Origin of the sequence: Reyranella massiliensis 521 (assembly GCF_000312425.1) — a bacterium.
Classification (GTDB): Bacteria; Pseudomonadota; Alphaproteobacteria; order Reyranellales; family Reyranellaceae; genus Reyranella; species Reyranella massiliensis.
In genome coordinates, this window is record NZ_HE997181.1 from 1,923,255 (window position 1) to 1,941,879 (window position 18,625).

Below are 18,625 nucleotides of genomic sequence, written 5' to 3' on the forward strand. Positions count from 1 at the left end.
TCTGGCGCTACGGCTGGCCGGACGGGGGTGCCAGCTCGGGCGCTACGGTCATTCCTGGACGAACTCTCTGCTGGCCTTGGACGATGACCTTCTCGCCTTCCTTGAGGCCGTCTTCGACGACGACGAGCCCGTCGCGCTCGGCGCCGACCTTGATCCGGCGCTGCTCGGCCTTGTCGTCGCGATTTACGACATAGAGATAGTATCCGCTCTGGTCCGACGCGATCACCGATTGCGGCACCATCACGACTTTGGCCGCCTGCTTCTCCTCCAGGATCACGCGGACCGTCTGCCCGTCGGTCAGACGTCCGTCGGTATTGGGAAAGCTGGCGCGGAGCGTCTGGCCGTCGGTGCGCGGATCGACCTGAACGTCGATGAAGTCCAGGGTTCCAGGCTCGGGATGTAGGCTGTCGTCGGCAAGCCGAACACGCACCGTCAACGCTTCTCCCGACGCGCCACCGCGCCGCGCTTCGAGAAGTTCGCGCTGTGTTACCGCGAACAGCACCATCATGGGCTGTTCGGCCACGACAGTGGCCAGAATGCCGGACTCCGGCCCTACGACATTGCCCGGCGGGACGTTTGCACGGCCAATGCGGCCGGCGATCGGCGATCGGATCTCGGTGTAGGAAAGCTTGATCTTGGCGTCCTTCAACGAGGCGTCGGCCTCGGTGAGCGCGCCCTTGGCACCAATGAGTTCGGCTCGACGCTGATCGAGCGTTTGCTGCGTACCCACGTTAGTACGGGCCAGGTCCTCGGCGCGCTTGAACTGCACTTCGGCATTGGCGAGCGCGCCGACGGCGGCAGCCCGTTGACCTTCCCGTTGTTCCACGTTCGCCTGATAGGGCTCGGGCTCGATCAGGAAGAGAAGCTGGTCCTGCTTGACGAGGTCGCCGTCCTTGAACTTGCGCGGGCCCAGGAAGCCCTGGACGCGCGCCCGCAGGTCCACCTTGTCCAGCGCTTGAGCGCGGCCGATGAATTCGCGCTGCACGGCGAGTGAACGCGCCTCGGCAGGTTGGACGAGGACCGCAAGAGGGGCGGACGTGGGCTGCTGACCGACCGCGGCCGTACTGACGGTCAGCAGCATTGCGAGCAGCACTGCCGGGGACGCCTTCATAATCGGTCTCCCTGGACTCTGGCTCAACGACTCTTGGCCGGGCGATACAGGAGCATCACGCCGTCCTTGACGGAGAAGGGAGTAATATCGCTGCCACGTCGTGCATCTCGCCATACGGGAGGCGATGCCTGCGCGTCGACGGGAACGCCGTGGACCCCCTGGAGCAACTTTTCGATCAGATCGGGCGTGGCGCCGGGAAAGAACACCACGGTTTGTATCAGTTGATCACCGCCATCGAAGGCGAAGGCGACCGATGCAGGCATGCCGATCATGGTAATGCCGTCGACGAACAGCGACGGTGCTGCGCCACCTGGCGGCCGCGCACAGGCGGGCACCTGGGGTTGGCATGGCGCGGTTCGCCCGCCGCTGGCCGAGGCGATCTGCCTCGAACTCAGGCCCCATTCCGCGTACTGCCACCAGCACAGAGCCGGCGCCGCCTGTGCGATGACAAGTACGGCTGCCAGGGCAAGTATCCGCATTCCGCCTCCCGCGTTTGTCGTCATCGTAGGGGCTGGCCCGGCTGCGTTCGTTGATTTTGCTCAAGGCTGCAGATCGGGACGGCGAATAGGCTCGACCGATCCGGGCATGCGGCCCGGTCGCCCTAAGAGCCAGATGAGACGGCGGGCCAATTCAGTGAGGGGAGAGGCAATGTTTCTGAAAAATCGTCGAACGGCCTTGAAACTGTTGAGCGGTGCTGCGGTCGCCACGGCTGGTATGCCGCTTGCGGCGAGGGCGCAAAGCGCCGAGTTGACCGTGCCGAACCGCTACCAGAACTTCAAGCGCGGTACGATTCATAGCATGCATCCCGAAGCCCGCAGCTTCGTGATCATCTGGCAGGATCTCGGCCGCGTGAAGATGAAGGCTGCGGACCTGGTGACCAACTTCGCGTCGCTCAGGGTCGGACAAACAGTCGACGTCCACTGGTATGACTACCTGGACTTCCTGATCGCCAAGACGACGCCGGCTGTGACGGCACGCGCGAAGGCCATGCTTGCGGAAGGCGCAAGGCTGGAGGGCATTCCGGGGGCCCGACAGCGGGTGAACCTGTGGCAGATGTCGGGCATGTGCACCCGGGTCGATACCGCGGGTAACGTCGTGTACCTGATCAATGCTTCCGGCGGCGAGCCCGACAAGCCGGCCCCCGACAGTGGCGAGGTGATCCAGATGCCGCAGATCGTCACCGAGGAGGGTAAGGCCGCCCTTCGCACCCTGAAGACCGGCGACCAGATCACGACCGTGTTCAGCCAGCAGACCGCGATCCAGGTGACGGTTATCCGCTAGGAGGGGGACCGCGTATTGCACAAAAGGGAGGCGGCCAAGACGCCGCCTCGAGGAGAAGTCATGAAGGTGCTGCGCAGCATCCTCTCGGAAGCGCCGCTTGCCTGGCTGCTGTTTGCCGTACCGATAACGGCGTGGGTTCACCACGCGCGGCCCGATTCCCCCTTGCTTGTCTTCATCCTGGCCTGCGTCGCGATCGTGCCGCTGGCCGGGCTGCTGGGCCTCGCGACAGAAAAGCTCGCGGTCCGGACGGGCGAGGGGATTGGCGGCTTCCTCAATGCCACGCTCGGCAATGCCGCGGAGCTGATCATCGCCCTGGTCGCCCTGCGTGCCGGCATGCTGGACGTGGTGAAGGCGTCGCTCACCGGCTCCATCATCGGCAATCTGCTTCTGGTGATGGGAGCGGCCTTCCTGGCCGGTGGCCTGCGCTACAAGGTCCAATACTTCGCCTCCATCGGCGTGCGCACGCAGATCGGCATGATGGCCCTGGCTGCCGTGGCCATCCTGGTCCCTTCGGTGTTCGCGGCGATGGGCGCAGGGGAATTCGTCAAACGGTCCGCCGTCTTCAGCGTGATCGTGTCGGTCATCCTTCTGGTTGTCTATTTCTGCAGCCTTGCCTTCACCCTTCGCAGCCATGCCGACTTGTTTCGGGGCGAGGAGGCTGAGGGCGGCGATCATCACGGTGCGCCGTGGCAGGTCTCGTTGTCGATCGGCGTGATGGCCGTCGTTACGGTGCTGATCGTCTGGATGAGCGAAATACTGGTTGCCACGGTCGAGCAGGCGTCTCACGCGCTGGGCCTGTCCAATTTGTTCGTGGGCGTCGTCGTGGTTGCGGTCGTGGGGAACGCGGCCGAACACAGCACGGCCATCATGGTGGCGATGCGCAACCGCATGGAAATGGCTGTCGGCATCGCGGTCGGCAGCAGTACGCAAGTGGCGCTGTTCGTGGCGCCGCTGCTCGTCCTGCTCAGCCTTTGGATCGCACCGGAGCCGCTCAGCCTGGCCTTCTCGGGCGTCGAGGTCTTCCTCGTCATGGCGGCGACCTTCGTCGCCTCGATCCTGATCCTCGACGGTAAATCGACATGGTTCACCGGCGTTCAGCTCATTGCCATGTACCTTGTCATGGCAGTGACCGTGTTCGCCGTGCCGGCGTGAACGAGACAATCGTCGACCACAGGGCCTTGGACGCGAGCATTGCGGCAAGTGAAGGCATCGAACAACGGAGGTATGGATATGCGTATCCTGATCGTATTGCTGGCCGTCGGCGGTCTGGTCTCTGGCTGCGAGCAGTTCAACAACATGAGCACTGGCCAGAAGGGAGCCGTGACAGGCGCTGCCTTGGGTACTGGCATCGGGCTGGTATCGGGCGGCAGTTTCGGCCAGGTCGTCGGCGCCGGCTTGATCGGCGGTGCCGTTGGCTACATTGGCGGCAGCGCCATCGGTGACAGGTAGACGAACGCACTGCTGTTTCCGACATCGGCGGCATAGCCAAACTGTACTTATATTGCCGCTGTCGGGGCTCAGCATCGGCACAACCAGAGGTGTGATTTCAGAGCGTATGCACACTAAACCGAATGACACGTCGCATTATGGCTGATAATCTCGCACGGTGGATTCAAAAGCCTATCCCCGTCAGCCTCGGGGCTTAGCGCTCACGAGGCCAAAACAGGCGACCGACCTGCCATGCGACCATTGCATCGGCAGGCATCTGAATCTTTGCCAGTCCCTGGACGAAGAACGACTTCAGCAGTTGCTGGAGTTGGGAAGCATTCGTCACTGGCAACGGCACCAGATCCTTTTCCGTGCCGGTGACCTTGCCTCGAGTTTCTTCAAGATCAGGAAGGGCCTCGTTTCGGTCTTCAGGACCCTCGACGATGGCCGCCGCCAGATCGTGGCGGTACGGGTTCCGGGAGACTGCGTCGGCTATCTGGACACCGACGGCCACTATGCGTTTGGAGGCGATGCCCTGACGGACGTCGAAGCCTGTTCGTTCGACCGACGTCGATTCGATGCTCTCGCTGCGGAGAATCCCGATCTGGCAGCCGCGCTTGCCGCCGCGCTCTCGAGCGCGCTTGCGCAATCGGGTGAGTCCATGCTCGTCGTCGGCAAGCTCCGTTCTACGGAACGGGTAGCCCATTTCCTAGGCAAGATGGCGTTGCTCCATCGCGAGCTGTACGCGAAGCCAGGCCCCTTCCAACTTTATATGAATCGCAGCGAGATCGCCGATCTCCTGGGCCTCACGATCGAGACCGTGAGCCGTTCGATGACCAAGTTGAAGGAGCGGGCGGTCATCGGCCTGATCGAGAGCAACGAAGTGATCGTTCTGGATCACGCGAAGCTTCGAGAGATCGGCAAGATCGACGACGGTGGCAGGACGAGCGCTATCGGCTGACGTCCACTTTTCTCGACCTACCTGAGTGTTGGCGGTACGATCGCCTTCGTCCTCGTCGCTGCGAGGTGAGTTGTGAGCTGGCCATTTGGTCTTCTGCGTCTATGGGCGATCGCCTCGGCCATATGGCTGATCGGATGGACGTTGTTTGTCCGACAAAAATGCCATTCAAACCCGGATGGCTCGTATCTGTGCATGTCTGATGGCCGGGCCTTTCAAGACGGTCGTGGTGATATCGCCTCTTGGGGGCCACTCGAACTCTACCTTCTCGGCTTTGCAATTCCCGCTGCCGTACTGGTCCTCGGCGCGATCGTCGTCTGGTTCGTTCGCCGTTCGGCACGTTAGCACGGTGACATGACAGCGACATGTCATCCGCTCTTGACTTAGATCAAGACGCGGGTGCGGGAGGCGACGATACTGCCGGCGTTCAATTCCGGATAGGCAACGTGTCGACACCGCCCAACCTCGGTTTCTTCCACGAGTACTGGCTCGACGCTTGGCAGCGGTCGATCCTGACGCTCGACGCGCTGCGCGAGCGCGGTAACATCTATTTCGAGCAGTCCGGCAAAGAGGCCCCCAATGTACTGGGCTTTGCAGTCGAGGTCGTGCGTGATGGTCGGACGCTGCCGCAGCCAGTCAACTACGTGCTCGTGTGGGTCGTGCCACCGGAGAACACGGTGATCGATCCGCTCAAGCCGCCTTTCGTCGTCGTCGATCCGCGCGCCGGGCATGGACCCGGGATCGGCGGCATGAAGCAGGAGAGCGAGATCGGCGTCGCGCTGGCCGCAGGTCATGCTTGCTACTTCATCGGCTTCCTGCCGGCTCCAGTGGCGGGTCAGACCGTAGAGCATGTCTGCGCCGCCGAAGCCGCGTTCCTCGAGGAAGTGGCCAGCCTGCATCCCGATGCCGAGGGCAAGCCTGTAATCGTCGCCAACTGCCAGGCTGGCTGGCAAATCATGATGATGGCCGCGATGCGCCCGGAGCTGTGCGGGCCTCTGGTGCTCGCCGGATCGCCGCTTTCCTACTGGGCCGGGGTGCGCGGCCGCAACCCGATGCGCTACCTGGGCGGTACGCTGGGCGGGACATGGCTGACGGCGCTCGCCGGCGATCTCGGAAATGGCATCTTCGATGGGGCAAGCCTGGTCGCCAACTTCGAATCGCTGAATCCTGCCAACACCTACTGGCAGAAGCCCTACAACCTCTACTCGAAGGTCGATACGGAGACGTCGCGCTTTCTCGACTTTGAAACCTGGTGGGGAAGCCCGGTCCTGCTGAATGCTGGCGAGATGCAGTGGATCGCCGATAATCTGTTCGTCGGCAACAAGCTGACGTCGGGCGAAATCCGCACTTCCGACGGCGCGCACATCGACCTTCGCAACATCCAGTCGCCCATCGTCGTCCTCTGCTCCTGGGGCGACAACATAACACCGCCACAGCAGGCGCTGGGCTGGATCACCGACCTCTATGCCGACGACCAGGACATCGTCGCGAATGGACAGACAATCGTCTACACGCTGCATCAAACGATCGGGCATCTCGGCATATTCGTTTCCGGTAAGGTTGCAACCAAAGAGCATGCCGAGTTCGCTTCCTGCATGGAGATGATCGACATGCTGCCGCCCGGTCTGTATGAGGCCGTGATCACCGAGGTCGACGAGAAGACGAACCGCCCGGACCTCATCCACGGCAAGTATCTCTTTCGGCTGGAAGCACGGACCATCGACGATATCCGTGCGCTGGGCGCCAACAGCCCGGAGGATGACCGCCGATTTGCAACCGTGGCGCGCGTATCGGAGGTCAATCTCGGTCTCTACCGTACGATGCTGCAGCCCGCGGTCCGGGCCATGACGACGCAGCAATCGGCGGATCTGCTGCGGGAGATGCATGCCAACCGGCTGCGATTTGCGGCTTTCTCCGATCGCAACCCGGCGATGCGTCCGGTGAAGGAACTGGCTGCGGCCGTTCGCGCCGATCGCAAGCCGGTTGCGCCCAACAACCCGCTGCTTGTCTGGGAGCAGATAGCCTCCACATGGATCTCGACTTGCTGGGAGAACTACAGGCTCACGCGCGACGCCATGACGGAAGCGTCGTTCCTAACAACCTACGGATCGCCGGTGCTGCAGTCGCTCGTGGGGCTCGGCCCTGGAACCGGAACGACCGGGCCGAACAGGGATCTGGTTCGGGAGGCAAATACCGCGCGCCGACAGGTCGACCTCGAAAAACGCTTCGACGTCGGAGGCTTGGCCGAAGCCGTCATACGGTCGATCATGTATGTCCGGATGCCCGAACACGCCGTCGACGAGCGAGGGTTCGCCGCCTTGCAGGCCATCCGGCAGGTTCAGCCGGCCAACCGGCGTCTCGGCCGCAGCGAAGCCAAGATGTTGCTTCGCGACCAGTACCTTTTGCTCCGATCCGATGAGGAGAGAGCAATCGGGGCGCTTCCCCGGCTGCTGCCGCGCGACGAGCGTCAACGCGGGATTGGCTGGCAGGCCATCCAGGACGTGACCATGGCAAGCGGCGGTCTGCCGGAGGAAGGCAGACGGCGCTTGCAGCGCATCGGAGAGCTGTTCGACATCAAGCCGCAATCGACATCGGGCACGGAGCATGCCTGATCTCCTACCGTCTCAAGCACACGAGAAGTACCGGCGGCTGATCGCGGCCGCCCAGAAACACCCGCCGATGGCAACGGCGGTCGTGCATCCTTGCGATGCCGTATCGCTGGAGAGCGTCAGCGAAGCTGCACGCATCGGCCTGATCAAGCCGATCCTTGTCGGGCCTGTGGCCCGGGTGCGGGACATGGCGCAGCGTGCCTCGATCGACATTGGCGCTTTCGAGCTGGTGGATTCCCTCCATAGTCATGACTCGGCTGTCAAGGCGGTCGAACTGGTTAGGGCCGGAAAGGCCGAAGCGCTGATGAAAGGCAGTCTCCACACCGACGAGCTGATGGGAGCGGTCGTGGCGCGCGACAGCGGCATCCGGACGGCCAGGCGCATCAGCCATTGCTTCGTGATGGATGTGCCGACGCATGATCAGGCGCTGATCATTTCCGATGCCGCCGTAAATATCGCGCCGACGCTCGAGGTCAAGGTCGACATCGTGCAGAACGCCATCGACCTCGCAAAGGCCCTTGGGATCGACGTGCCTCGTGTGGCGATCCTCAGCGCAATGGAGACCGTCAATCCCAAGGTGCCGTCGACCGTCGAGGCCGCCGCCCTATGCAAGATGGCCGATCGCGGGCAGATCACCGGCGGGGTGCTCGACGGGCCGCTCGCGCTGGACAATGCCATCAGCGCCGAAGCGGCGGCCATCAAGCAGATCGTTTCGCCTGTGGCCGGCCGGGCCAACATCCTCATCGTACCCGATCTGGAAGCCGGGAACATGCTGGCCAAGAGCCTGTCGTTTCTTGCTTCGGCGGACGCGGCCGGGATCGTGCTCGGTGCCCGCGTCCCGATCGTTCTGACGAGTCGGGCCGATTCGCTGTCGACCAGACTGGCCTCCTGCGCGGTGGCCAGTCTGGTGGCCGCGGTGCGCCGGACGCCTGCTGCGGCTGTCAAATCGTGAGGGCGCCCATGAGAGAAGCCATCCGGCCGGTGCTGACAGGCCACAAGGCACTGGTCGTCGGAATCGCCAACGACCAGTCCATTGCCTATGGCTGCGCCCGCGCCTTCCGCGACGCCGGGGCCGACATTGCCGTCACATGGCTGAATGAGAAGGCACGGACTTACGTCGAACCGTTAGCCGACGAGCTGGAAGCGCCGATCAGGGCGGAGCTGAATGTCGCCGTGCCCGGGCAGCTCGAAGCCGTCTTCGACGAAGTCGCACGCAAGTGGGGAAGGCTCGACATTCTTGTGCACTCGATTGCATTTGCCCCCTTGGACGACCTGCGCGGCGGATTGCTCGATTGTTCGGCCGAGGGCTTCGCCAAGGCGATGGACGTTTCCTGCCACTCGTTCATTCGCATGGCCCGCCTTGCCGTGCCGCTGATGAAGGACGGCGGCACGATGTTTGCCATGAGTTACTACGGCGCCAGCCGCGTCGTGCCAAACTACAACGTCATGGGGCCGGTCAAGGCGGCGCTGGAGGCTTCGTGCCGCTATCTCGCCTACGAGCTGGGACCTCGCGGCATTCGGGTGCATGCCATCTCGCCCGGCCCGCTCAAGACACGGGCGGCGTCCGGTCTGAAGGATTTCGAGCTTTTGCTCAACGAGGCGGCCAAGAAAGCGCCGCTGGGCGAACTCGTCGACATCATGGATGTCGGCTACGCCTGTGCCTACCTCGCGACACCGTTCGCCCATCGGATCACCGGCGGGACGGTTTATGTCGACGGCGGCACGAACATCGTGGCCTGAGCCGACCATGGCCTCGACACCGGGCTGCATCGCCGTCCTCAATGCGGGCTCTTCGAGCATCAAGTTCGCGCTTTACGACGCACGTCCTGACGGGAACCTGCTGTTCCGCGGCCAGATCGAGAAGCTGGGCCTTGCTCCGCATCTGATCGCCCGAGATGCGGCGGGCGTGACCGTCGTCGAGAGACATTGGCCGGAGGGCGGCCTCGATCACCATTCGGCGACGGCCGAGATCATGACGATGGGCCGCGAGTTGCTGAACGGCCGGCCCGTGCTTGCCTTCGGGCACCGGGTGGTCCACGGCGGCACCGCGTATTCGGAGCCCGTGCGGATCGATGCGGCGATCATGGCCGACCTGGCAAAGCTCGTACCCCTGGCGCCACTGCATCAGCCGCACAACCTCGCACCGATCGCGGCGATTGCGGGCGCGGCGCCGGATTTGCCGCAGATCGCCTGTTTCGACACGGCATTCCATCGAACGCAGCCGGCGCTTGCCCAGGAATTCGCCCTGCCGCGGGAGATCACCGCAAGCGGCGTAAGGCGCTACGGCTTTCACGGCCTTTCCTACGACTATGTCGTGCGGCAGGTGCGGAAGACGCTGACGCTTGCTCCAGAGGCGCGGCTGGTCGTTGCCCATCTCGGCAATGGGGCCAGCCTTTGCGCCGTCCGCGACGGCAGAAGCGTGGCCAGTACCATGGGCTTCACGGCCGTCGACGGCCTGATGATGGGAACACGCACAGGCGCGCTGGACCCCGGTGTGCTGCTCTATCTCCTGCAGGAGCGCGGCTTCGATGCCGCGAGGATCGAAGACCTGATCTACCGGCGATCGGGCCTGCTCGGCGTATCGGGCCTCTCGTCCGACATGCGTACGCTCCGGCAATCCAAGGCGCCGGAAGCAGGCGAGGCGATTGCGCTGTTCGTCTACCGGATCGTTCGCGAGATCGGCTCGCTTGCCGCGGCCATGGGAGGAATCGACGCGATCGTGTTCACTGCCGGCATCGGCGAGAACGATGCCGCGACGCGGGCGGAGATCGTGGCGGGATGCCGGTGGTTGGGCCTGGAACTCGACGAAAGGCTCAATGAGCAGGGCGGTCGTTGCATCAGCGCGGCCGGTGCGACGGTTTCCGCCTGGATCGTTCCAACCGATGAGGAGCGCATGATCGCTCACTATACCCGTGAAGCTCTGGCCGATTGACGAATATCAAGGGCAGGTCGGACAGGCGGCGATAGGCTTCGAGATGGGGAGGGCGTCATGGCCAAGGACGACAAGGAGAAGCTGAAACGCAAGGTCTACGAGAAGCAGCTTCGTAAGCTGCAAGTCGAGCTCTGCTATCTCCAGGACTGGATCAAAGCGACCGGCGAGCGGGTCATCATCGTGCTGGAAGGGCGCGATGCCGCCGGCAAGGGCGGGTTGATCAAGGCCATTACGGCGCGCGTCAGTCCGCGCGTGTTCCGTGTGTTCGCTCTGCCCGCGCCGACGGACCGCGATCGCACCCAGATGTACATTCAACGCTACATGCAGCACTTTCCGGCCGGCGGTGAAATCGTGATCTTCGATCGCAGCTGGTACAATCGCGCTGGCGTCGAGGCCGTGATGGGATTCTGCACGAGAGAGCAGCACGAACTCTTCCTGCAGAACTGCCCAATTGCAGAACGCTTTATCGTCAACGGCGGGATCCGCCTGCTGAAGCTCTGGCTCGAAGTGGGGCAGGACGAGCAGGAGAGGCGCTTCACGGCGCGAATCGACGACCCAATCCGTCAGTGGAAGTTGAGTCCCATGGACCTCGAGTCCTACAAGCGCTGGTACGAATACTCGCGCGCGCGCGACCTGATGCTGAAACATACGGATACGGACGATGCCCCGTGGCACATCGTACGCACCGACGACAAGCGTCGCGGACGGCTGAATGCCATCTCGCATATTCTGTCCCGTATTCCCTACAAGCGCATCGACAAGGCGAAGCCCAAGCTGCCGGCGCGTTCCGAGAAGCGGCAATACGACGATCGGGCGACGCTCAAGGGCCGGCACTTCGTAGAGGAACTTTTCTGAGAATCGAGGAGAGTCGAGATGGCCAAGCTCCTGACCGTAAAGGAACTACAGGCGAAGATCGCCGAAGCCGAGGGCGCGAAAGCGTCGGCAGCACTGAAACGGCAGCAGGCCGAGGAGCGGGAAAGGGCGGAACTTCTGGACCACCTCACCAAACCGTCGGGCCTCAGCGACGAAGAAGTCATGGAAAAGGCGTCGATCATCATCAACCGTGCGGTGGAGAACGGCTTGATGTCGGTACAGGTCTTTCGTTTTCCCCACACGCTCTGCACCGACAATGGGCGGGCCATCAACCAGGGTGAAGCTGGTTGGGAGAAGACACTGACGGGGATTCCAAACGAAATCTTCCAGTTCTGGAAACGCCAGCTCCAGCCGCGCGGATATCACATCCGCTACGAAATCATAAACTATCCGAATGGAATGCCGGGCGACGTGGGGGTCTTTCTCAGCTGGGGCTGAGGACGGGCGCACCGTGGCCGGGGCAGACGATCCGCCTTGCCTTTGCCGGTCGTGACGCCGGTGGTAGGGCTTGGCGCTGAGGAAATCCCCGTCGTCAGATTTCTCGGAATGCCCGTTGGAAGCTGTCTACGACGGGCTTGGTCAGGTATTCGAAGAATGTTCGATCGCCTGTCCGGATGAACACTTCAACGGGCATGCCGGCCATGGCGCGGAATCCGGGAATCTTGCCCGATTCGGCCTGATCCAGCCGGACGCGCGCGAGATAGACGTCGCGATTGGTGCCGTCGAGGCTTGCATTGAAGCCGGCACGGTCGGGAACGGCGTCGGCGGACACGTAGATCACGGTGCCTGTGAGCATCGGGGTTGAACGCGCATTCATGAAGTTCAAGCGGATGGTCGCCTCTTGATTGACCCTCACGTGATCGATGTCCTGCGGCCTGACGCGGACTTCGATCAGGAGATTCTCGTCCACCGGCAGGAGATCTAGGATGCTGCGACCAGGTTCGACCACGCCGCCGGGCGTGTGATACCGCATCTTGACGACGACACCGCGCACAGGCGCCACGATCTGGATGCGATTGAGGACCGCTTGTGCGGATCGAATGCGCTCGCGAACGTCCTGGAGTTCACCGAGCGTTTCGTGGAGCTGTTCCATCGCGGTCTTCACGGCGAGGCTGTAGACGCCGTTGATCTGTTCCTTGGCCCGCGCGATCCGATCGCGGGCATCTCCGACCTCGCCAAGCAGGCGAGCGATTTCACCACTTGAGCCGGCGTGGGCGCGCTGCAGCGTCAGCAACTCCGACCGGCGGATGAGGCCGCTGTTGGCCAGCTGCGACTTGCTGTCGATTTCCTCCGTATACAGTGCGACTTGGCGCTCGACATTCATGATCTGGATCTTTCCAGCGTCGATGCGCTGGACTAGGGCATTGATGCTCTCCTGCAGAGACGCGACCTCGCTCTGGATGTTGCTCTGACGCGCTACGAAGGTGCTCATCTGGACTTCGAGCATCGAGGCCAGCTCGGGATCGTCCAGATACGATTTCATGCTATCCGGCCACTGCAGATCGTCCTTGCGCATGGCCTCGGCCTGAAGCCTGATCCGCATCGCTTCGAGCCGTGCTTCGCGCAGAACGAGCCGTCGCAGCTCCGCCTTGGGGGCCGTATCGTCCAGTTCGATCAGGATCTGGCCGGCCTCGACGCGGTCGCCTTCGCGTACCTTGATCTCCCGGATCACGCCGCCGTCGGGATGCTGGATGATCTTGTTCTCGCCGGTGGCGACGAATGACCCGGCCGTGACGATCGCGCCGGAAATCAGGGCGACGCCGGCCCAGAAACCGAACACCACCATGAAGGCAACGAGAAGCAGGGCGCCCCACAGGCTGGCGCGACGGCTCGACCGGGAGATGCTGTCGTACCAATCCGTTTCTGGGTTTACGGCTTGCATGATCGACTTCCTTCGCTTCTAGCCCTGGAGGCTGTCGAGGATGTTGGCGCCTTCCACGGCCTTGCCTGCCTGACCACTGATCATCGGCAGGATTTCGTCGCGCTTGCCCATCGCCTGAACAGTGCCATTCTTCAGCACCATGATCTTGTCCACGCTGCGCAGGAGAGCGGGGCGCTGGGTGATCGCAACGACCGTAATGCCCTTCTTCTTGGCCCGTATCAGCGCTTTGCCCAGGGCAACTTCGCCGGCGACGTCCAGATTGGAGTTCGGCTCGTCCAGGACGACGAGCTTCGGGTCGCCGAAGAAGGCACGAGCAAGTCCGATTCGCTGCTTCTGGCCGCCGGAAAGGGGGCTGCCGTCGACGGTGATTGGCGTCTCGTAGCCGAGAGTGAAGTTCGAAACCATCTCGTGGATGTCGGCCAGTTCGGCGGCGGCAAACACCGCTTCGTCCGAGGCATCCTCGCGCATGCGGCCGATATTGGCCTTGATGGTTGCCGGAAAGAGCTGCACGTCCTGTGGCAGGTATCCGACGCTCTCGCCGAACTGCCGGGGGTCCCAGTTGCGCAGATCCATCATGTCGAGCCGGATCGACCCGGCCGTCGGGAAGATGGAGCCGACCAGCATCCTACCCAGCGTCGACTTGCCGGTGCCGGAGGCGCCGACAATGGCCATGGACTCGCCGGGATTGAGCTGGAACGACACGCCGTTCAAGATGACTTGCTTGTTCGGCGGCGGCACGTAGAGGACACGCTCGACGGTGAGCAATCCGTGCGGCCGGGGCAAGCGCAGGCGCTCGAAGTTGAGCGGCGAACTCTGGAGAAGACCGCGGATGCGGTTGTACGCCGTACGCGCCTGAACGAAGCTCCGCCAACCCTCGATGGTGCCTTCTATGGGGGCCAGGGCCCGGCTGGCGACGATCGACGATGCGATCATCATACCGCCGGTCAGATCGCCCTTCAGGGCCAGCCAGGCGCCGACGCCAAGCAACGCGATCTGCGTCATGAGGCGAATGAGCTTCGACACGCCGGCCAGCATAATGTTGCGATCCTGCGCCAGGACCTGGGTCTTCAGCGACTCCCGTGTCTCGCGCCCCCAGATCTGCACGGCTTCCGGCACCATGCCCATGGCGTTCAGCACGCCGGCATTTCGTGCCATCGCATCCGCCTGGAGCGTGGCTCGAAGCCCGAAGGTGTTTGATAGTGAGAAGGGACCTGCCGTGACCCGCTGGTTCACGTAGGCGATGATCAGCAGGATCAACCCCGTTCCCGTGACGATGAAGCCGAGATAGGGGTGCACCAGAAAGACGGCCAGCAGGTAGAGCGGCGTGACCGGAGCATCGAGCATGGTCAGCAGCACGGGCCCCGTAATGAAGCTGCGGAGCTGCTGCAGATCGCCCAGAACCTGGAATTCCCGGCTCGAACCATTCTGCGAGGCTTTTGCTGCCGCGCTGAGCACCGCCGGTCCCAGCTTGCTTTCCACTTCGACCGCCGTGCGCATCAGGATGATGCGGCGGACGATGTCGACCAGCACATGCATGACCAGCGCCGCGATGACGACGATCGTCAACATCACCAGCGTATCCATGCTGCGGCTGGTCAGCACGCGATCCGAGATCTGGAAGAGATAGATTGGTACGGCGAGAACCAGCGTGTTTACGGCGAAAGAGAAGAGGGCAACGGTAATGAGGCTCTTGCGCACGATCGCCAGGCCTCGGCCCAGCACCTCGCGAAACTCCTTGTCAGAGGAGCGCCGCTGCAGGGGCGGCTTGGGCGGTGGGGGCGGTGCACCGGCCGACGGCGTCGATGCTGGTTCGTCTTCGCCACCCGGAGGAGTACGCACAGCAACATTCATGGCTTTCCCACACTGCTTCTAAATTATGAAAGAACGCTGCTCAGAGGATCTGACGTCATGTGCGCGGCGGTCTCCATCGGCATCGGCGTGGTGGAGTGTTCCACGGGCATTGCCGCTGCCGCGCCATGCTGGATCAAAGCCGCCACCTCGGGGGCGAGTTTTGCCGGATCGTTGAGAACCAGGCTGCTCTTGCTCGACAGCATGTCCACCGATTGGGTGATGATATTGGTCTGGACGAGGACCGATTCCGAGTACTGCTGACCGCCGACGTGCTGGCCGCCGAGCGGGCCAAGCGTGACGAGTAGGGCCTCGTTCGACAGCGAGTTGCTGCCGGTGGACACATAGCCCGACTCGCCGTTGCCCAATGTCTGTTTCACCACATCGCTGTCACTCACGATGTTGGTCTGGGTGAGCACGTTGAAGTCGTAGTAGTTGCCGGTGATGAACAGCACGTTCAGCTTCATGCTACCGTCGCCCGGCACGACGAAACCCTTGTCGAGGTCGAGGGTCTGCTCGCCACGCTGCAGATCGCTCACCAAGGAGCGCATGTCCGACGACAGCGCTGAGGAGCCACCGCTGTAGTCGGCAATCGTCGCCGAGTTCGTCAGCCAGCTTGCGCCCGTGCTGACCGTCTCGGTGCCGGAACCACCTTGCCCCTCGTCGACTTGAACATAGTCGCTGTTCAGCAGTACGTTGGTTTGGAATATCCAGTTCGCCGAATAGTGACTTCCGGTGACGATCGTCAGGTCGTACTGGGCGCCGGTTTGGATCGACGTCAGTTCGTTAATCTGCTCGTTGGCTCCGGTCTCGATCATCTTGTAGTGATCGGTGGCCGTGTGCTGGACCAGATCGTTGTCCCGCATGTCGTTGGTCTGCGTGACGAGCTTTACGTTGTAGTAGTCGCCCGTGACGCGATCGATGTTCCACTGAAGTCCGCCGAAGTAGCCCATCTCATAGGGATTGTGGGCGAGCGTCTGGATGAACTCCGCGACATTGTTGGCTTCATTGCCACCTGCCTGGATCACGGCGGTGTCGGAGGTCCCTGCAATTGCCGACTGATCGACAAGGACGTTGGTTTGGACGACGACGTCGCTTCTATAACTATCGCCCAAGACCACGAGGGTCCCGATCGCGCCCTGCGTGTCGACAATCCCGGCAAAATTCATTGCCAGGTTGTCGCCTGTATGGATGACGGCCATGTTTGCCGAGCTGTCGGTCGGCGTCTCGGGCACAAGATCTGCCGGCCCCTTCGGCGGAGTTGCATCGGCCGGAAGGACGACGCCGTCAAGAGTGACGCCGGGCTGCATCGGTGCCGACACCGCCGGCAGAGAATGGTCCCCCAGCGCTTGCAAGGTGGCGACGATGGACTCGGGCGTGGCGGCGGCTCCGACATAGGCTTCCGGGATCTGCGCCTCGGCCGTGTGTACCAGGTCGTGCAGGCTGGCCGTGTGATGATGCGGCCACGGGGAGCTCTCTCCGTCGGGGCCAATAACGATGTCGTCGTCGTGGAGCGTGTTGATCTGTGTTGCTCGGAGGTCGAGTGGATCGCCTTTGTTGTCGTACTTGACCTCGATTTCCCGATAGAGGTCGGCGCCACCGCCACTACGGCTGCTGGCATGCGGATCGACAGGCTTGGGGGCCTGGGGAACGCCGGGCAGATGCAGCGACGGGGCTGCGGGGGGAAGAAACTTGCGCGCGCCCAGGTGCAGGGGATCCCAAGCGTCGGGGCCTGGATCGTGTATCTGCGGCGAGCGGCCGACACTGAGCTCGGGAAGCTCGGCGGGGGAGTGCGCTGACAGACGGGCCGCGGGCGCATCGTCTAAGCGTTTCGGCCGAAGGAAGAAGTCTTCATAGTCGATCTGGACGCGATGTGGCTCGAGGGCGATCCGCGGATAGCCACTGAAGAAGGAGAGGTAGTTCTTCTTGGTTTCGAGCTGCATGCTGGATCCTCGCCAAGACAAGCCCCGGCAAACGGCACATTGTCATGATGAGAGAAAGAAGAAGCTCGCCCGGCCGAAGCCGGGCGAGCCCCTAAGCCGCCTTAGCCGTGGTGGCCGCCGCCACCGCCGCCCAGCCCGCCGCTGTCCGTGGTGATGACATCGCTGCCAACCACGCTGAAGTCCGCCTGGTTGAACTGGATGTTCGCTCCCATCACGATGCTCTGCGTGAACGCATCCTGCGTGATCGAAGCCGTTGCGTCGGCCACCATGCTTGCCGGGGCGTTGTCGTGTACGGACGAGGTGGCATCCTCGATCTTTGCATAGCCACCGTCCGCCGAAGCCTTCATCGAGAAGGACGTGCCACCGGCATCGTCATGGCCCCAGCCGAATCCGCTCTCGCCACCGCCGCCAGCGAAGGATACGGTCGGGTTGGACAGCGTGTCGGCGTCGACGAGGTTGTTGACCTGGTCGAGGTTGAAGATGCTGCTGGTCCCCGAGCCGTTGACGGCCTGATCGACCGTCTCCGGCATCTGGAAGAAGATGCCGTCGAGATTGTCGGCCGAGATCTCCGGCACCAGGTCGAGACCCGTAAGATCGACCGAAACGTTCACTGTCGTATTGACCGTGTTGTTCACCGTGTTGTCGACGGTGTTTTCGATCGAGTCGGAGGTCGCGTTGACGTTGCCGTTGACGTTGGCGGAGCTGTTCTCGCTGTGGTTCTCGCTCCAGTTGCCGTTGCCATTGGCATTGCCGTTCAGGTTGCCGTTACCGTTGAGATTGCCATTGCCGTTCGAGTTGGCCGAGTCGACCGACTGAGCGACAGCCTGCACGGCAGCCTGGGTTTCGTACTGGCTCTGCCCCTGGGCCTGGCCCTGGCCCTGGCCCTGGCCCTGCAGATTGGCCTGACCCTGGGCCTGCCCCTGGAGCTGGCCCTGGGCTTCGAGCTGCGCCTGCAACTGAGCCTGGATGTCGTTCGGATCGTTGCTGTGATTGTTGTCGTTAGGCATGTGTGTCTCCGTAAGTGATCTTTGGAGGACGCCCCGCCACACTCATGCCCGCTATTCATCTGTGTGCGGAACATCGACCGTGAACGTGACGTCGATTTGAAAAGAAAGACTTGAGATTTCGCCTCCGGCCGCATCGCGCTGGCAGAAAGCGAGCAGTTCAGAAAGGTCAGCGGGGTGGCATGACTGATCTCCTTTCCAGTTCTTGCTCTCTTCCCAAGGGAGAGCAGTGGTTGCAGGTCCCCAAGCTCGCCTTGCCGCCGGGCTGGCTGGGTTTCCCCGGCCGGATCGGGCGTTGGCAAAGTCTTGATGTGGCGCTTGCCGAAGGTCCTTACCCCCAAGGCAGACGGCCCTTGATGGCGGAGATCGGATCTGGCCGACGGAGCCGAGATCGCGTGGATCGCCTCCGGTTTGCAGTCGGACTGTCACCGTTCGCCCGATTATTGTGTTGCGTTTTTCTCCCTAAGAGCGATGGACAACCAGAGATTGCGCTCTTGACCGTCTCGTCGTCAGTAGAAGCGTCTGCCTATTCCGGTTCGGCCTCAACCGGACAATCGCCACCCTCGATTCAAAGTTTTTGAGACCCACGAGTAACCGATATTTATCGGCATTTTTATTAGTATCGCGTTGAGCTGAGGTGAGCGGGTCTACGTGCTTGGGGCCGCTGACTGCGCCGAAGGATACACTCGCTTTCCGAGTGTTTTATCTAGAAATAGCGGAAAAGCTCGGTGCGTCGCAGGCGCGCTGAAGTGCAAT

General features: G+C 62.6%; 16 protein-coding genes. 10 read left to right on the forward strand and 6 right to left on the reverse strand.

Features of this window, described 5'->3' with window-relative positions; all coding sequences use genetic code 11:
* Positions 1-7: 7 nt before the first annotated feature.
* Both BN60_RS09510 and BN60_RS30310 read right to left on the reverse strand, forming a co-directional pair.
* Positions 8-1,111 carry an efflux RND transporter periplasmic adaptor subunit gene (locus BN60_RS09510; RefSeq protein WP_020695805.1) on the reverse strand — a complete coding sequence of 368 codons (1,104 nt, stop codon included), beginning with the start codon at positions 1,109-1,111 and terminating at the stop codon, positions 8-10.
* A 23-nt stretch (positions 1,112-1,134) separates the two neighbouring features.
* Positions 1,135-1,590 (reverse strand): hypothetical protein, encoded by a 456-nt coding sequence (locus BN60_RS30310; RefSeq protein WP_020695806.1) that lies wholly within the window; start codon positions 1,588-1,590, stop codon positions 1,135-1,137.
* A 169-nt stretch (positions 1,591-1,759) separates the two neighbouring features.
* On the opposite strand from BN60_RS30310, the gene BN60_RS09520 reads away from it, so the two are divergent.
* The 10 genes from BN60_RS09520 to BN60_RS09565 all read left to right on the forward strand — a co-directional run bounded on the left by BN60_RS09520 (position 1,760) and on the right by BN60_RS09565 (position 11,630).
* On the forward strand, positions 1,760-2,392 hold the full coding sequence (locus BN60_RS09520) for a hypothetical protein (RefSeq protein ID WP_020695807.1): 633 nt from the start codon (positions 1,760-1,762) through the stop codon (positions 2,390-2,392).
* A gap of 60 nt (positions 2,393-2,452) precedes the next feature.
* Positions 2,453-3,544: a calcium/proton exchanger gene (gene cax / locus BN60_RS09525; RefSeq protein WP_020695808.1), complete on the forward strand. Its 1,092-nt coding sequence runs from the start codon at positions 2,453-2,455 to the stop codon at positions 3,542-3,544.
* Between the two features lie 78 nt (positions 3,545-3,622).
* A complete protein-coding gene (locus BN60_RS09530) occupies positions 3,623-3,841 on the forward strand; it encodes a hypothetical protein (protein ID WP_043283777.1) in 219 nt (72 codons plus the stop codon).
* Between the two features lie 157 nt (positions 3,842-3,998).
* Positions 3,999-4,781, forward strand: a complete 783-nt coding sequence (locus tag BN60_RS09535) for a Crp/Fnr family transcriptional regulator (RefSeq protein WP_083856035.1) — start codon at positions 3,999-4,001, stop codon at positions 4,779-4,781.
* A gap of 434 nt (positions 4,782-5,215) precedes the next feature.
* Positions 5,216-7,390 (forward strand): DUF3141 domain-containing protein, encoded by a 2,175-nt coding sequence (locus BN60_RS09540; protein WP_051150253.1) that lies wholly within the window; start codon positions 5,216-5,218, stop codon positions 7,388-7,390.
* Positions 7,383-8,339 carry a phosphate acetyltransferase gene (locus BN60_RS09545; RefSeq protein ID WP_043283779.1) on the forward strand — a complete coding sequence of 319 codons (957 nt, stop codon included), beginning with the start codon at positions 7,383-7,385 and terminating at the stop codon, positions 8,337-8,339. The genes BN60_RS09540 and BN60_RS09545 overlap by 8 nt, the downstream gene beginning before the upstream one ends.
* 8 nt (positions 8,340-8,347) lie before the next feature.
* The gene (fabI, locus tag BN60_RS09550) at positions 8,348-9,127 is read left to right on the forward strand and encodes an enoyl-ACP reductase FabI (RefSeq protein WP_020695813.1); all 780 of its coding nucleotides are present in this window, start codon (positions 8,348-8,350) and stop codon (positions 9,125-9,127) included.
* A 7-nt stretch (positions 9,128-9,134) separates the two neighbouring features.
* Positions 9,135-10,319: an acetate/propionate family kinase gene (locus BN60_RS09555; protein ID WP_020695814.1), complete on the forward strand. Its 1,185-nt coding sequence runs from the start codon at positions 9,135-9,137 to the stop codon at positions 10,317-10,319.
* Between the two features lie 57 nt (positions 10,320-10,376).
* On the forward strand, positions 10,377-11,174 hold the full coding sequence (gene ppk2 / locus BN60_RS09560) for a polyphosphate kinase 2 (protein WP_020695815.1): 798 nt from the start codon (positions 10,377-10,379) through the stop codon (positions 11,172-11,174).
* A gap of 18 nt (positions 11,175-11,192) precedes the next feature.
* A complete protein-coding gene (locus BN60_RS09565; RefSeq protein ID WP_020695816.1) occupies positions 11,193-11,630 on the forward strand; it encodes a hypothetical protein in 438 nt (145 codons plus the stop codon).
* 94 nt (positions 11,631-11,724) lie between these two features.
* On the opposite strand, the gene BN60_RS09570 is transcribed toward BN60_RS09565, so the two are convergent.
* From BN60_RS09570 to BN60_RS30800, 4 genes are all read right to left on the reverse strand, one after another.
* Positions 11,725-13,074 carry an HlyD family type I secretion periplasmic adaptor subunit gene (locus BN60_RS09570; RefSeq protein WP_020695817.1) on the reverse strand — a complete coding sequence of 450 codons (1,350 nt, stop codon included), beginning with the start codon at positions 13,072-13,074 and terminating at the stop codon, positions 11,725-11,727.
* 18 nt (positions 13,075-13,092) lie between these two features.
* Positions 13,093-14,913 carry a type I secretion system permease/ATPase gene (locus BN60_RS09575; protein WP_202949796.1) on the reverse strand — a complete coding sequence of 607 codons (1,821 nt, stop codon included), beginning with the start codon at positions 14,911-14,913 and terminating at the stop codon, positions 13,093-13,095.
* 35 nt (positions 14,914-14,948) lie between these two features.
* On the reverse strand, positions 14,949-16,865 hold the full coding sequence (locus tag BN60_RS09580; protein ID WP_020695819.1) for a hypothetical protein: 1,917 nt from the start codon (positions 16,863-16,865) through the stop codon (positions 14,949-14,951).
* A gap of 101 nt (positions 16,866-16,966) precedes the next feature.
* Positions 16,967-17,872 carry a hypothetical protein gene (locus tag BN60_RS30800; protein ID WP_020695820.1) on the reverse strand — a complete coding sequence of 302 codons (906 nt, stop codon included), beginning with the start codon at positions 17,870-17,872 and terminating at the stop codon, positions 16,967-16,969.
* Positions 17,873-18,625 lie beyond the last annotated feature (753 nt).

Excerpts from the sequence above, each read along its gene's own strand:
- BN60_RS09510 (WP_020695805.1), bottom strand. The coding sequence starts at position 1,111 with ATGAAGGCGTCCCCGGCAGTGCTGCTCGCAATGCTGCTGACCGTCAGT.
- BN60_RS30310 (WP_020695806.1), bottom strand. The coding sequence starts at position 1,590 with ATGCGGATACTTGCCCTGGCAGCCGTACTTGTCATCGCACAGGCGGCG.
- BN60_RS09520 (WP_020695807.1), top strand. The coding sequence starts at position 1,760 with ATGTTTCTGAAAAATCGTCGAACGGCCTTGAAACTGTTGAGCGGTGCT.
- cax (WP_020695808.1), top strand. The coding sequence starts at position 2,453 with ATGAAGGTGCTGCGCAGCATCCTCTCGGAAGCGCCGCTTGCCTGGCTG.
- BN60_RS09530 (WP_043283777.1), top strand. The coding sequence starts at position 3,623 with ATGCGTATCCTGATCGTATTGCTGGCCGTCGGCGGTCTGGTCTCTGGC.
- BN60_RS09545 (WP_043283779.1), top strand. The coding sequence starts at position 7,383 with ATGCCTGATCTCCTACCGTCTCAAGCACACGAGAAGTACCGGCGGCTG.
- fabI (WP_020695813.1), top strand. The coding sequence starts at position 8,348 with ATGAGAGAAGCCATCCGGCCGGTGCTGACAGGCCACAAGGCACTGGTC.
- BN60_RS09555 (WP_020695814.1), top strand. The coding sequence starts at position 9,135 with ATGGCCTCGACACCGGGCTGCATCGCCGTCCTCAATGCGGGCTCTTCG.
- ppk2 (WP_020695815.1), top strand. The coding sequence starts at position 10,377 with ATGGCCAAGGACGACAAGGAGAAGCTGAAACGCAAGGTCTACGAGAAG.
- BN60_RS09565 (WP_020695816.1), top strand. The coding sequence starts at position 11,193 with ATGGCCAAGCTCCTGACCGTAAAGGAACTACAGGCGAAGATCGCCGAA.
- BN60_RS09570 (WP_020695817.1), bottom strand. The coding sequence starts at position 13,074 with ATGCAAGCCGTAAACCCAGAAACGGATTGGTACGACAGCATCTCCCGG.
- BN60_RS09580 (WP_020695819.1), bottom strand. The coding sequence starts at position 16,865 with ATGCAGCTCGAAACCAAGAAGAACTACCTCTCCTTCTTCAGTGGCTAT.
- BN60_RS30800 (WP_020695820.1), bottom strand. The coding sequence starts at position 17,872 with ATGCCTAACGACAACAATCACAGCAACGATCCGAACGACATCCAGGCT.